This is a genomic window from Modestobacter sp. VKM Ac-2978 (assembly GCF_026968025.1).
Taxonomy (GTDB): Bacteria; Actinomycetota; Actinomycetes; order Mycobacteriales; family Geodermatophilaceae; genus Modestobacter.
On the sequence record NZ_JAPVBP010000001.1, the window covers coordinates 780,795 to 793,726 of the forward strand.

Below are 12,932 nucleotides of genomic sequence, written 5' to 3' on the forward strand. Positions count from 1 at the left end.
CGCACCTACAGTGGGGGCATGGCTGAACCGCGCGGACGCGTCCTGCTGGCCGACCCCCGGGGGTACTGCGCCGGCGTCGACCGGGCGGTCATCGCCGTCGAACGGGCGCTGGAGATCCACGGCGCCCCGGTCTACGTCCGGAAGCAGATCGTGCACAACAAGCACGTCGTGGCGACCCTCGAGCGCCGGGGTGCGGTGTTCGTGGAGGAGACCGACGAGGTGCCCGAGGGCGCGGTCGTCGTCTTCAGTGCCCACGGCGTCTCCCCGGCGGTCAAGGCCGAGGCGGAGCAGCGGTCACTGCGGACGATCGACGCCACCTGCCCGCTGGTGAGCAAGGTGCACATGGAGGCCAAGCGGTTCGCCAAGGACGACTACGACATCCTGCTGATCGGGCACCGCGGGCACGAAGAGGTCGAGGGCACGATGGGCGAGGCCCCGTCGAACACCCAGCTCGTCGACGGCGCCGAGGACATCGCGAACGTCCAGGTGCGCGACCCGGAGAAGGTCGTCTGGCTGTCCCAGACCACGCTGTCGGTCGACGAGACGCTGGCCACGGTCGACTCGTTGAAGAACCGCTTCCCCGGTCTGCAGAGCCCGCCCAGCGACGACATCTGCTACGCCACGCAGAACCGTCAGCAGGCCGTCAAGCAGATGGCCGCCGAGTGCGACCTGGTGCTGGTGGTCGGTTCGACGAACTCGTCGAACTCGGTCCGGCTGGTCGAGGTGGCCCTGGAGGCCGGCGCACGCGACTCGCACCTGGTCGACTTCGCCTCCGAGGTCGACGAGGCCTGGCTGGAGGGCGTGGGCACGGTCGGGGTCACCAGCGGCGCCTCCGTGCCGGAGATCCTGGTCAGCGAGGTGCTCGACTGGCTGGCGGCTCGCGGGTACGCCGACGTGGAGACGGTCAAGGCCGCCGAGGAGCGACTCGTGTTCGCCCTGCCGCACGAGCTGAAGCCGCGTCGCGAGGCGCTCGCGGTCGAGACCGACTGACGGACCCGCCCTGCGCAGACACCGGGCGGGACGCGAGTGGGCCGGCACCCCATCGGGGTGCCGGCCCTCTCGCGTGTCCGGGTGGCTCAGCGGCGGGCGGCCAGCCGCCCGAGGATGATCACGAGCGCGGCGCCGGTGGCCAGGCCCATGGCCGGGAACCCGCGCACGAGCAGCGTCGCCAGCGTGGGGAGGTTCAGGCTGGCCGACGGCGCCAGGCCGATGTTCAGCAGGGCCACCGCCACGAAGACCAGGGGCGGGGCGACCAGGACGCTCAGCAGGTCGCTCCGTCGGGTGACCAGAGCGGCCCCGATGGTCCCGGCGGTGAGCGCCACCAGCGTGATCGTGCCGAGGCCGAGGCCGATGTAGGAGTCGGCCGCAGCGGCGATCAGGGTGATCAGGAAGACGCCGGCGATCGCGAGGGCGCCGCGGATCCCGGTGCTCTGGGTGCGGCTGCCGTACGCAGAGGAGCCGCTCCGTCCTCCGTCGCGTGCTGCAGCGGAGGGCGCGGGGCGGCGGACCTCGTCGGGGTGGCGGCCGCCGCGACCGGCGGCACGCGGGTCGGGGGCACGACGCTCGGGGGCGCGGCCGGGGGGCGCGCCACCGGCCGCCCGGGGCGACGGGTAGCCGCGGCCTGCGGCTCGGCCGGCGTCGCTGCGTTCTGCACGCACGGCGTCCTCCCGCCTGTCTCGAACTCGGGCATCGACAGTGACCGGAGCGATGGTGCACCTCCTCGTCGGCAGCGGAGGGCCGAGGCCGCCCACTGGTCGGGCCACGGTATCGGCCCTTCCTGAGTGAACGCTGGACCCGACCGGGAGTGGCGGGTCAGAACTCGCCGGTGTCGTCCCACCGAGGTGGCGCATTGTGGGCACGAGGGCCTCACTCGCCCCACGTGTCCCCGGGGCCACCCGAACGGCTGAGGAGGACGTGGCGGTTCGGTGACGATCCCGACACGCGGGGCATGAACGGAGGGGCGTCGGGGGATCGACCACAGGCTGGTCGACGCCGAGGGGTGGTTGCCGGCGGTGCGGGCACCGCGCCCGTCCACGACCCCGTCCAGGAGGACTCGCCTGCATGAGCTCGGTGAGCTTGGTCCCCGAGGTCGCCGCGCGGGACGAGGAGCGGCTGACCGCCCGCGCCGCGTGGGCGGTCCTGCGCAGCTGCCGGGTCAGCGACCTGTGGCGCGCCTCGTGGGCCCGCTTCCGCTACGGCGACGGCTTCTCCCACGCCCGGGCGCTCGGGCTGCAGTTCTCGCTGGCCGCGGTGCCGCTGCTGATCGCCGCGATCGGCCTGAGCAACCTGCTCAAGACGCCATCGCTGCGGTTGCTGGTCGACCGGACGGTGCTGCAGCTCTCGCCCAGGTCCTCCGACCCGATGGTCCGGCGGGTGCTGTCGCCGTGGAGCGACCAGCCGGACGGGATCCCGATCGCCACCGCGCTGGGGCTGATTGCGGCCACGCTCGCCCTGGCGACCGCCATGGGCCAGCTCGAGCGCGGGGCCAACCGCATCTACGGCATCCAGCGGGACCGGCCCACCGTCGAGAAGTACCGCCGCGCGCTGGTGCTGGCCGGCATCGCGGGGGTGCCGCTGCTGGTGGGGTCGGTGCTGGTGACCACGCTCGTGGCCGCAGCCGAGGCGATGGACGACGTGTACGGCATCGAGGAGGAGGTGGTCGTGCTGGTGGTCGGCCCGGTCGCCGTCGGGCTGCTGCTCGCCGCGATCACCCTGATGCTGCGCCGGGCTCCGTACCGTCGCCAGCCCGACTGGTCGTTGCTGGTGCTGGGGAGCACCCTGGCCCTGGGACTGTGGACCGGGCTCACCCTGCTGCTGGCGGGGGCACTGAACCTGATCAGCTACCTGGGCTCGGCCTACGGACCACTGACCGGCGTGATCGCCCTGCTCTTCTGGGCGCAGCTGACCTCGGGTGCGATCTTCCTGGCCTTCGCGGTCTCCGCCGAGCTGGAGCTGACGGCCATCCGGGTGGCGGAGGCCCGCCTCGCGCAGGCCGGTGCTGCGGCCCCCGATCGTCCGCTGCCGGGCGGATCGACGACCACGACCGCGCGCACCTGACCGATCCAGGTCGAGCCCGGCCTCCGGGTCAGCCGGTGGTGCCGTCGCGCTCCTCGAACCCGGGCAGCTCCGGGGACGGCGGCCGCAACGCGCGGACCGTGCCCTCGACCGGTGCCGGGGTGGGCACCGGGGCGGCGGCGACGCCGAGGTCGTCGAACCGGCGGGTGGCCACCAGCACCGAGCGCTCGTAGGAGCCGACCGTCTCGTTGTACCGGGTCAGCGCCGAGCCCAGGGCCGAGCCGAGCCGGGTCAGGTGCCCGGACAGGGTGCTCAGCCGGGCGTGCACGGTGCGCCCGGCCTCGAGCACGGCGGCGGCGTCGTGCGCCAGCCGCTCCTGCCGCCAGGAGTAGGCGACGGTGCGCAGTAGCGCCAGCAGCGTGCTGGGCGTGGCGATGATGACGTCGCGGCCGAAGCCGTGCTCGAGCAGCGCCGGCTCGGCCTCCAGCGCCGTGGTGAGGAAGCCGTCGGAGGGGACGAACAGCACCGTGAAGGGCGCGGCGGTGCCGAAGGCGGTCGGGTACCGGCGGGCGGCGAGGATGTCGACGTGGGCGCGCAGCTGCCGCGCGTGGTCGGCGACCCGCTGGGCACGCACCGCCGGGTCGGTGGCCTGGACCGCCTCGATGTAGCCGGTGAACGGCACCTTCGCGTCGACGATCACCTGCCGGCCGTCGGCCAGGGTGACGACCAGGTCGGGGCGCACGCCGGACCCCTGGTCGGTGGTGCCGGACGGCTGCTCGACGAAGTCGCAGTGCTCCAGCAGCCCGGCCACCTCCACCACCCGGCGCAGCTGCAGCTCGCCCCAGCGCCCACGCACGTGCGGGGTGCGCAGCGCGGTGACCAGGGCGGCGGTCTCCTGGCGCAGCAGGGCGGAGGTCTGGCCGATGGTGCCGACCTGCTCCCGCAGCTCACCGTGGGCGGTGGCCCGGTCGCGCTCGATCCCGGCCAGCAGCCGGTGCAGGTGGTCCAGCGACTCGTGCACCGGCTCGAGGGCCTCCGGCGCCGCACCGGCCCGCCCGCGGACGGCCACCAGCCCGAGGGTGACGGCGGCGGCCAGGAGCGCGCCGATGAGGAGCCCGACGAGCAGGGAGGCGGCGTCCATGCCGGTCAGGTTGCCGGACGGGTCCGACAGTTCCGGTGAACCGGCGGGGCGCGCCGGTCAGACGGCGACGGGGGCGTGCTCGGCCTCGTGGTCGAGCAGCCAGCGCTTCACCGGCGTGCCCCAGCGGAAGCCGCCCAGGCCACCGCCGGTGGACAGCACCCGGTGGCAGGGGACGAACAGCGCCGCGGCGTTGCGCGCGCACGCCCCCGCCGCGGCCCGGACGGCCGACGGGCGGCCGCAGCGCTCGGCGAAGGAGGCGTAGGTGTCCGGCCGGCCCGCGGGGACGGTGCGCAGCACCTCCCAGGCGTCGGTGAGGAACGGGCCCGAGCGCTGGCGCACCGGCACGGCGTCGATCGCGGTCACGTCCCCGGCGGTGAAGGCGGCGACGACGTCGAGCACCGGCAGCTCGTCGGCGTGCTCCACCCAGGTCGGCCGCAGCGAGCGGTGCACGACGGGCAGCAGCTCGCCGACGTCGTCGGTCCAGCCGCTGGCCAGCACGACGTCGGTGCCGTCGGGGTCGGTGGTGACCAGCACGGTGAACGGTCCGGGCGGGGTCGCCACGCAGGCGTAGCGGGCAGGTGCGGTGGTCATGACGGGCTCCGATCGGGAGTGGTGCCGCGGGTGAACAGGGACGGGACGGCCAGCGCCCACAGGTGCATCACGGCGTAGGAGCGCCACGGCCGCCAGCGGGCCGCGGCGTCGGCGTCGGAGCTGCCGAGCGCGGCGAGACTGCGCCGCAGCGCCAGGTCGCCGGGGAGCCAGACGTCGGGGTCGGCCAGCCCGCGCAACCCGACCAGGGCCGCCGTCCACGGGCCGATGCCGGGCAGGGCCAGCAGCTGACTGCGGGCCTCGTCGCGGTCGGCGCCGGGGTCGAGGGGGACGCTGCCGGTGGCCAGCGCTGCGGCCAGGGTGTGCACCGTGCGCCGGCGGGCCCCGGTCAGCCCGACCGCGGACAGGTCGGCGTCGACCAGGGCGTCGGCGCGGGGGAAGGCGTGGGTGAGGTTGCCGACCGGCTCGGCCAGCGGCCGGCCCGCCGCGGTGACCAGGCGGGCGGTGAGCGTCCGGGCGCCGGCCACCGAGACCTGCTGGCCGAGCACCGCGCGGACCGCCAGCTCCTCGGCGTCGGGGGCGGCCGGGACCCGCCGTCCCGGGGCGCCGGTCACCAGCGGGGCGAGCGCCGGGTCGGCGCCGAGCAGCGCGTCGACGGCGGCGGGGTCGGCGTCCAGGTCCAGCAGCCGCCGGCACCGGGAGACGGCCACCCCGAGGTCCCGCAGCTCGGTCAGGCGGAGCCGGGCCAGCACCGCCGGTCCGCCGTCCGGAGCGGGGGAGAGCCGGACGACGGCGGGGCCGTGCGGGAGGTCCAGCACCCGGGAGAACGTCGTCCCGTCCCACTCCTCCAGGCCCGGGGTGGCGTGCGCGCCGAGGAAGAGCAGCACCTCGTCGGCGGCGAAGGGCGCGCGGGCGGCCAGCCGCAGGGTCAGCCAGCCCGGCGTGCCGCCGTCGCTGCGCGGGGTGGCCGGGCGGAGCGCGGAGGGCGTCGTCCCGAACACCGACCGCACCGTGTCGTTGAACTGTCGGATGCTGGCGAAGCCGGCCGCGAACGCGACGTCGGCCATCGGCAGCAGCGTGGTCTCGATCAGCAGCCGGGCGGTCTGGGCGCGCTGCGCACGGGCCAGCGCCAGCGGGCCGACCCCCAGCTCGGTGGTGAGCAGCCGGTGCAGCTGGCGCTCGGAGTAGCCCAGCCGTGCCGCCAGCCCGCCGACCCCGCCGCGCTCGACCTCGCCGTCGGCGATCAGCCGCATCGCCCGGGCGACGACGTCGGCGCGCACGTCCCACTCCGGCGACCCGGGGACGGCGTCCGGGCGGCAGCGGCGGCAGGCGCGGAAGCCGGCCGCCTGGGCCGAGGCCGCGGTGGTGTGGAAGGAGACGTTGTGCTCCAGCGGCGTGCGTGCCGGGCAGGACGGGCGGCAGTAGATCCCGGTCGTGTGCACCGCGGTGACGAACCACCCGTCGAAGCGGGGGTCGCGGCTGGTGACGGCGCGGTAGCAGTGCTCCACGTCGAGCCGTCCCCGTTCCAGCACCTCGGTCATGACACGAGCATGGCACCGTCCGGCCCGGCCGACTGGCGGCTTTCGGACACGACGGTGAGCGGCGGGGACGCCGTCCCGGTCAGCCTGTGGGGTCGCTGATCAGCACGCCGATCCCGTCGAGCAGCCGCTCCAGCCCGAACTCGAACGACCGGTGCGGGTCGCCGGCGCCGAGCTCCTCGCCGGCGACCGGACCGACCCGGGCGGCGGTGGGGAAGCGCTCGCCGTCGAAGACCTGGGCGACGTAGGGCTCGGTCGCCGCCCACCACTGGTCCTCGGTCACCCCGGTCGCGCGCTCGACGTCGGCCTTCTCGTGGACGCCGCTGACCGTGCCGCGGACGAAGCCGTTCACCAGCGTGACCAGGAGGTCCATCTGCACCTCCGGCAGGCCCAGCCCGTCGACGGCGCGCAGCTCCAGTTCGTACTTCCGCATGAGGTGGGGGCCCAACGGCGGGCGACCGGTGGCCAGGTGCAGCGCCCAGGGGTGCCGGACGAAGAAGTCCCAGTTGGCCCGGGCCACGGCGGTCAGGCGGGCTCGCCAGCTCCCCGAGGTGACCACCGCGTCGTCGGGGTACAGCTCACCGAGGGCCGCGTCGAGCATGAGGTCGACCAGCTCGCCCTTGCCGGGCACGTGGCCGTAGAGGGTCATCGCCCCGACGCCGAGCTCGGTGGCCACCCGGCGCATGGAGAGCGCGGCGAGCCCCTCGGCGTCCGCCAGGTGGACGGCCGCGGTCACGATCCGGTCGACGTCCAGGGACGGCTTCGGTCCCGGGCGTGCGGTGTCGGCAGGAGGCGTGCGCCAGAGCAGCGACATGCTGCGCGCCGGGTCTCCGGTGCCGGTGAACTCGGTCGCCATGTCCCTCACTCTCCCGCACTGCGCGATCGGGCCTGGCGCCGTGTCCCCGTACGGCGTACGGTGCCGGTCTGACCAGTTGTCGTACAGCGTACGGAGGTAGTCCGTGACGAGCGCGATCTCGATGGTGGGGCTCATCAAGAGGTACGGAGGGAAGGTGGTCCTGGACGGCATGGACCTGGAGGTCCCGCCCGGGACGGTCTGTGCCCTGCTCGGTCCGAACGGGGCGGGGAAGACGACGGCGGTACGGGTCATGGCCACCCTGGTCCGCCCCGACGGCGGCCGCGTCGAGGTGGCCGGCATCGACGTGAGCCGGCACCCGCGGGTGATCCGGCGCCGGATCGGTCTGATCGGCCAGCAGCCGGCTGTCGACGACGTCCTCGGCGCGCGGCAGAACCTGGTCCTCTTCGCCCGGCTGCACCACCTGGACCGGCGCACCGCCCGCACCCGCGCGGACGAGCTGCTCGCGCAGGTCGGACTCCTCGGCACCGGGACGACGCCGGTGCGCGACTTCTCCGGTGGGATGCGCCGCAGGCTGGACATCGCCGCCGGGCTGGTGCTGGCCCCGGAGGTGCTCTTCCTCGACGAACCGACCACCGGGCTCGACCCGGCCGGGCGGCGCGACGTCTGGGGCTCGATCCGGGCGCTGGTGGCGGGTGGCACCACCGTCCTGCTCACCACCCAGTACCTGGAGGAGGCCGAGCAGCTGGCCGACGACGTCTGCGTCCTGGACGGCGGGCGGGTGGTCGCGCAGGGGACGCCCGACGAGCTGACCTCGGCGATCGGCGGCGACCGGCTCGAGCTCGTCGTGGCCGATCCGGAGCGGGCAGCGGAGGCGGCCCGACTGGCCGAGCGGGTCGCGGGTCCGGCGCCGCGGTCGACGTCCGCCGGGGGAGGGGAGCGGGTCGTCGTGCCCGTGGCCCGGCGGCAGGGCGTCGTCGGGGCGGTGGTCCGCGCGCTGGACGAGGCCGGGATCGACGTCGACGACGTCGTCCTGCGCCCGACCACCCTGGACGAGGCCTACCTGCGGATCACCGGCCGGGACGCCGAGCGCACGGAGGTGCCGGCATGACCGCGCTGCAGGCGCCCCCGGTCGAGCCCGGTCCGGTCGAACGGGCGCGGTGGGCCGTCGCCGATGCGCTGGCCGTCGCCGGACGGGACGTGGCGCACTGGCGTCGGCAACCGGCCGCCGTCCTGGTGGGTGCGCTGTTCCCGGTGCTCCTGCTGCTGATGTTCACCTACCTGCTGGGCGGCGGCATGGTGGTCCCCGGCGGGGGCGACTACCGCGACTTCCTGGTGCCCGGGATGCTCGCCCTGGCCATGGTCTTCGGGGTCGAGGCGACGATGACCGCCGTCGTCACCGACACCGCACGCGGCATCACCGACCGGTTCCGGTCCCTGCCGATGGCCTCGTCGGCCGTCGTCGCCGGCCGCTGCCTGGCGGACCTGGGGTCCTCGCTCGTCGGGCTGGCCGTGCTGATGGTGGCGGCGCTGGCGGTCGGGTGGCGGCCGGCCGGGGTCGTGCCCGCGCTCGCCGCCGTCGGGTTGCTGGTGCTGCTGCGGCTGGCCTTCCTGTGGATCGGGATCTACCTGGGCCTGCTCGCCCGGGACCCGTCGATGGTCGTCGCGGTACAGATCCTGGTGTGGCCGTTCGCCTTCCTCTCCAACGCCTTCGTCGCGGCGTCGTCCATGCCGGGGTGGCTGGCCACGGTGGCGGAGTGGAACCCGGTGGCGGGCACGGTGACCGCCGTCCGGGAGCTGTTCGGCGCCCCGGTGGGCGCCGGCGGGGGCTGGGCGACCGAGCACGCCCTGCTGCTCGCGGTGGGGTGGCCACTGGTGCTCACGGTCGTGTTCGCGGCGCTCAGCATCCGCCGGTTCCAGGGGCTGTCGCGGTGAACAGTCTCGGATGACCGGGTCCGCCGTCCACCGATCGGTGGACGGCGGACCCACGCTCCGGTGGTCCCGGCGAGCCCGGTGCGGCGACAGGGTCAGGGCATGACGACGACGGAGGCAGCGCCCCTGCCGATCACGACCGGCGGGCTCACCCCGGCCGTCGAGGTCCGCGGGCTGCGGAAGAGCTACGGGGGGAAGGCCGTCCTCGACGGGCTGGACCTCGAGGTGCGGCGCGGGGAGTGCTTCGCGCTGCTCGGGCCCAACGGCGCGGGCAAGACCACGACGATCGAGGTGCTCGAGGGCGTCCGGCGGCGCGACGCCGGCCAGGTCGCGGTGCTGGGGGAGGACCCGGCCACCGCGGGTCGCGCCTGGCGGGCCCGGATCGGGGTGGTGAGCCAGGGCGAGGGCGCAGGCCAGGCGCTGAGCGTGCGGGAGACCCTCGACCACTTCGCCCGGTACACGTCCACCCCGCGGCCCACCGACGAGCTGCTCGCGGCGGTCGGCCTGGAGGAGAAGGCCGACACGAGGGTGGGGCGCCTCTCCGGCGGCCAGCGGCGCCGGCTCGCGGTCGCCCTCGGGGTGCAGGGCCGGCCCGAGCTGGTCTTCCTCGACGAACCGACCACCGGGATGGACCCGATGGCCCGCCGGCAGTTCTGGCAGCTCGTGCGTGACCTGCGGGCCGGTGGGACGACGGTGCTGCTGACCACCCACTACCTCGACGAGGCCGCCGAGCTCGCCGACCGGGTCGGGGTGATCGCCGGTGGCCGGCTGGTCGAGGTCGCCCCGCCGGCCGAGCTCGGTGCGCCGCTGCGCCGGCAGGCCACGGTGCGCTGGCGGGAGGACGGCGGCTGGCGCGCGGTGCCCACCGAGACCCCCGCCGCAGTCCTGCGCGACCTGCTCGCCGCCTCCCCGCACGGCGAGGTCCCCGGTCTGACCGTCACCCGCCCCGACCTGGAGGACGTCTACCTCCAGCTGGTCGGCACCCCCGGAGGAGAGCCCCGATGACCGTCCTGACCACTGCTCGTCCCACCACTGCCCGCCCCGCACCGCCCTCGACCGCCCACATCGCGCTGGCCCGGGTCGGCGTGGAGCTGCGGCTGTTCGCCCGGGAGCGCCAGCAGGTGGTGTTCTCCTTCGCCTACCCGGTCGTGATGATGGTCGTCTTCGGCTCGGTGCTCGGCGGTGACGTGCTGCCCGGCGGGGTGCCGTTCCCGCAGTACTTCCTGGCCGGGATCGCGGCCACCGGCATCATGCTGACCAGCTTCCAGGCGGTCGGGACGGCGATCGCCGACGAACGCGAGGCCGGCCAGCTGGAGCGGCTGCAGCTGCTGGGGACGCCGCCGGCGGCCTACTTCGCCGGCAAGGCCGGGCAGGTGCTGGTGACCACCGCGGCGCAGCTGGCGCTGCTGCTGCCGGTGGCCCGCTACGGCTACGACGTGCCGCTGCCGGTCGACCTCGGGCACTGGCTGACGTTCCTCTGGGTCGCCGCGCTCGGCGCGCTCGCCGGCACGGTGCTCGGCATCGCGGTCTCGGCGCTGCCGGGCAGTGCGAGCTCGCTGACCACCTCGATCTCGGCGTTCGCGATCGTGCTGCAGTTCTTCTCCGGCGTCTTCTTCGCCTTCCCCGAGCTGCCGGGCTGGATGCAGCAGGTCGCGGCGGTGTTCCCGCTGAAGTGGCTGACCCAGGGGATGCGCTCGGCGTTCCTGCCCGAGCAGGCGGCCGCCTTCGAGGTCGCCGGCGGGTGGGAGCACGGGATGACCGCCCTGGTGCTGGTGGCATGGGTGATCATCGGCGTCATGGTGTGCGTGCGCACGTTCCGCTGGCGCCGGGCCGACGGATGACCGTCGGCTCCCGGCTCCGCGCCGCCGTCGTCCCCGCCCGTGGTGGGGACGACGGCGGCGCGCCGCTGTCCGACCACGCCTGGCGCGCTACGGTGGTCGGCCTCCACGTCGTCTTCGTGGTGATGATTGGCGTCGCCGTGCTGGCCACCTTCGTGGCTCGGGTGGAGGGGTCGCGCACGGTCACCCTCGGCGCCCTCGGGGTGCTGGTGGTCGCCTACTCGGTGCTCGGCGCCCCGGCCATCGGCGACGACCACTCTCGGCGCGCGGTCGGCTACCTCGCTGTCCTGGTGGCGGTCTTCACCGTGCTCGGCTGGCACGCACCTGAGCTGCTGTTCCTGCTCTTCCTGGCCTACTCGCAGGTGTGGTTCCTCGTCGAGTCGGCCCGGCCGGGCGTCACCTGGACGGTGCTCCTCGCGCTGGCCAGCACGGCCGGGCCGGCGGTCTCCTGGAGCCGCGGCACCGAGCCGCTGTCGGGCGTCGTGCAGACCTCGGTCGGTCTGGTGTTCAGCCTGGCGTTGGGCCTGTGGCTGAGCCGGGTGCTGGCGCAGAGCCGCGAGCGAGCGTCGCTGATCCAGGAGCTGGAGGCGACCCGCGCCGAACTCGCCGCGGCGCACCGTGAGCAGGGCGTCGCCGCGGAGCGGGAGCGCTGGGCCCGCGAGGTGCACGACACCCTCGCGCAGGGCTACACGAGCATCGTCGTCCTGGCCCAGACCGCCGCCGGGCAGCTGCCCGGCGACCCGGGTGCGGCCGCGGAGCGGGTGGCCCTGATCGAGGAGGTCGCCCGGGAGAACCTGGCCGAGGCCCGGGCGATGGTCGCCGCCTTTGCGCCGGTGGCGCTGGACTCCTCGACGTTGCGGGAGGCGCTGGAACGGCTCGCCGAACGGTTCGGCCGGGAGACCGGCCTGCCCACCCGGCTGGACACTGCAGCGCTGGCGGACGACGCCGGCCTGACCCGGGCGGAGGAGATCGTGCTGCTGCGGGGAGCGCAGGAGGCGCTGGCCAACGTCCGCCGGCACGCCGCGGCCAGCGCGGTGGTGCTGCGGATCGGGGTGGGGGAGGCGGGGCAGGTGTCGGTGCACGTCTCCGACGACGGGGTGGGCTTCGACCCGGCCGCGGCGGACGGCGTCGGGCTGGCCGGGCTGCGGGACCGGGCCGAGCAGGTGGGCGGCGCGGTCGACGTCGTCTCGGCCCCGGGGGAGGGCACCCGGGTCACGGTGCAGGTGCCGGCGCGATGACCACCGTGGAGGCGCACGTCGAGCGCTCACCCCGGGGAACGCCGACGACCGGAGCGGAGCGAGGGTGATCAGGATCCTGGTGGTGGACGACCACCCTGTCGTGCGCGGCGGGCTGGTCGGCTGGCTGGCCGCCCAGCCGGACCTGGCGGTCGTGGGGGAGGCCGGCGACGGGCTGGCTGCGCTCGCGGCGGTCGCCGAGCACCAGCCGGACGTCGTCCTGATGGACCTGCGGATGCCCCGGATGGACGGCGTCACGGCGACCGGCCGGATCTCCGCCGCACACCCGGGTGTGCGGGTGCTGGTCCTGACCACCTACGACACCGACGCCGACATCGTGCGCGCGGTGGAGGCCGGGGCCACCGGCTACCTGCTCAAGGACACGCCGTTGGCGCAGTTGGCCGACGCGGTGCGGGCAGCGGCCCGTGGGGAGACCGTGCTGGCCCCGCCGGTCGCGGCCCGGCTGGTGTCCCGGCTGCGGGCGCCGGCGGCGGAGGCGCCGACGGCCCGGGAGCTGCAGGTGCTGTCCGGGGTGGCGCGCGGGCTGACCAACGCCGACATCGGCCGGGAGCTGTTCATCGGTGAGGCGACGGTGAAGACGCACCTGCTCCGGGTGTTCGCCAAGCTCGGGGTCGACGACCGCACGCGGGCGGTCCTGGTCGCGGTCGAGCGCGGCCTGCTGGCGGGCCCCGGCTCGGCCGGCTGACCGCGACTGGAGCGGGCCTGTCAAGAGCCTGATCGCATCTGTGGACAGGCTCCTGACCTGCGGATCCGTGTTGCTCGGGGTCCTCGACGGCGGTAGTATTCGTACACACGTTCGAATACGTCGGGAGGTGTCCGTGAGCGAGTTGATGTCAGCTCTGGACGCCT

13 protein-coding genes are annotated in these 12,932 nt (G+C 75.1%); 8 read left to right on the forward strand and 5 right to left on the reverse strand.

The genetic code is table 11. The features are described 5' to 3' along the window. The first annotated feature begins 18 nt into the window (after nt 1-18). Complete coding sequence (locus tag O2W53_RS03725; protein ID WP_269161686.1) at nt 19-990, forward strand: 4-hydroxy-3-methylbut-2-enyl diphosphate reductase; 972 nt, start codon at nt 19-21, stop codon at nt 988-990. An 86-nt stretch (nt 991-1,076) separates the two neighbouring features. Here the strand turns inward: O2W53_RS03725 and O2W53_RS03730 are convergent, their stop codons facing one another. After that, nucleotides 1,077-1,658, reverse strand: coding sequence for a DUF6542 domain-containing protein (locus tag O2W53_RS03730; protein ID WP_269161687.1), 582 nt, complete (start codon nt 1,656-1,658; stop codon nt 1,077-1,079). Nucleotides 1,659-2,061: 403 nt separating this feature from the next. Here O2W53_RS03730 and O2W53_RS03735 point away from each other — a divergent pair, with 403 nt between their 5' ends. Beyond that, complete coding sequence (locus O2W53_RS03735; RefSeq protein WP_269161688.1) at nt 2,062-3,057, forward strand: YihY/virulence factor BrkB family protein; 996 nt, start codon at nt 2,062-2,064, stop codon at nt 3,055-3,057. A gap of 28 nt (nt 3,058-3,085) precedes the next feature. On the opposite strand, the gene O2W53_RS03740 is transcribed toward O2W53_RS03735, so the two are convergent. The 4 genes from O2W53_RS03740 to O2W53_RS03755 all read right to left on the reverse strand — a co-directional run bounded on the left by O2W53_RS03740 (nt 3,086) and on the right by O2W53_RS03755 (nt 7,099). Then, nucleotides 3,086-4,156 (reverse strand): DNA recombination protein RmuC, encoded by a 1,071-nt coding sequence (locus O2W53_RS03740; protein WP_269161689.1) that lies wholly within the window; start codon nt 4,154-4,156, stop codon nt 3,086-3,088. A 57-nt stretch (nt 4,157-4,213) separates the two neighbouring features. Continuing rightward, nucleotides 4,214-4,747: a methylated-DNA--[protein]-cysteine S-methyltransferase gene (locus O2W53_RS03745; protein ID WP_269161690.1), complete on the reverse strand. Its 534-nt coding sequence runs from the start codon at nt 4,745-4,747 to the stop codon at nt 4,214-4,216. Beyond that, nucleotides 4,744-6,246: an Ada metal-binding domain-containing protein gene (locus tag O2W53_RS03750; RefSeq protein WP_269161691.1), complete on the reverse strand. Its 1,503-nt coding sequence runs from the start codon at nt 6,244-6,246 to the stop codon at nt 4,744-4,746. Before O2W53_RS03750 ends, O2W53_RS03745 begins: the two co-directional genes overlap by 4 nt. Before the next feature lie 79 nt (nt 6,247-6,325). Further along, nucleotides 6,326-7,099, reverse strand: a complete 774-nt coding sequence (locus tag O2W53_RS03755) for a TetR/AcrR family transcriptional regulator (RefSeq protein WP_269161692.1) — start codon at nt 7,097-7,099, stop codon at nt 6,326-6,328. A 103-nt stretch (nt 7,100-7,202) separates the two neighbouring features. Here O2W53_RS03755 and O2W53_RS03760 point away from each other — a divergent pair, with 103 nt between their 5' ends. The 6 genes from O2W53_RS03760 to O2W53_RS03785 all read left to right on the forward strand — a co-directional run bounded on the left by O2W53_RS03760 (nt 7,203) and on the right by O2W53_RS03785 (nt 12,768). Further along, complete coding sequence (locus O2W53_RS03760; RefSeq protein WP_269161693.1) at nt 7,203-8,168, forward strand: ABC transporter ATP-binding protein; 966 nt, start codon at nt 7,203-7,205, stop codon at nt 8,166-8,168. Then, nucleotides 8,165-8,992, forward strand: coding sequence for an ABC transporter permease (locus O2W53_RS03765; protein WP_269161694.1), 828 nt, complete (start codon nt 8,165-8,167; stop codon nt 8,990-8,992). The genes O2W53_RS03760 and O2W53_RS03765 overlap by 4 nt, the downstream gene beginning before the upstream one ends. A gap of 99 nt (nt 8,993-9,091) precedes the next feature. Next, nucleotides 9,092-9,994 (forward strand): ABC transporter ATP-binding protein, encoded by a 903-nt coding sequence (locus O2W53_RS03770; RefSeq protein WP_269161695.1) that lies wholly within the window; start codon nt 9,092-9,094, stop codon nt 9,992-9,994. Further along, entirely contained in the window at nt 9,991-10,830 is an 840-nt protein-coding gene (locus O2W53_RS03775) for an ABC transporter permease (protein WP_269161696.1), read from the forward strand. Before O2W53_RS03770 ends, O2W53_RS03775 begins: the two co-directional genes overlap by 4 nt. Beyond that, nucleotides 10,827-12,065 (forward strand): sensor histidine kinase, encoded by a 1,239-nt coding sequence (locus tag O2W53_RS03780; RefSeq protein ID WP_269161697.1) that lies wholly within the window; start codon nt 10,827-10,829, stop codon nt 12,063-12,065. The genes O2W53_RS03775 and O2W53_RS03780 overlap by 4 nt, the downstream gene beginning before the upstream one ends. A gap of 82 nt (nt 12,066-12,147) precedes the next feature. Next, on the forward strand, nt 12,148-12,768 hold the full coding sequence (locus O2W53_RS03785; protein ID WP_442929267.1) for a response regulator: 621 nt from the start codon (nt 12,148-12,150) through the stop codon (nt 12,766-12,768). The last annotated feature ends 164 nt before the right edge of the window (nt 12,769-12,932 follow it).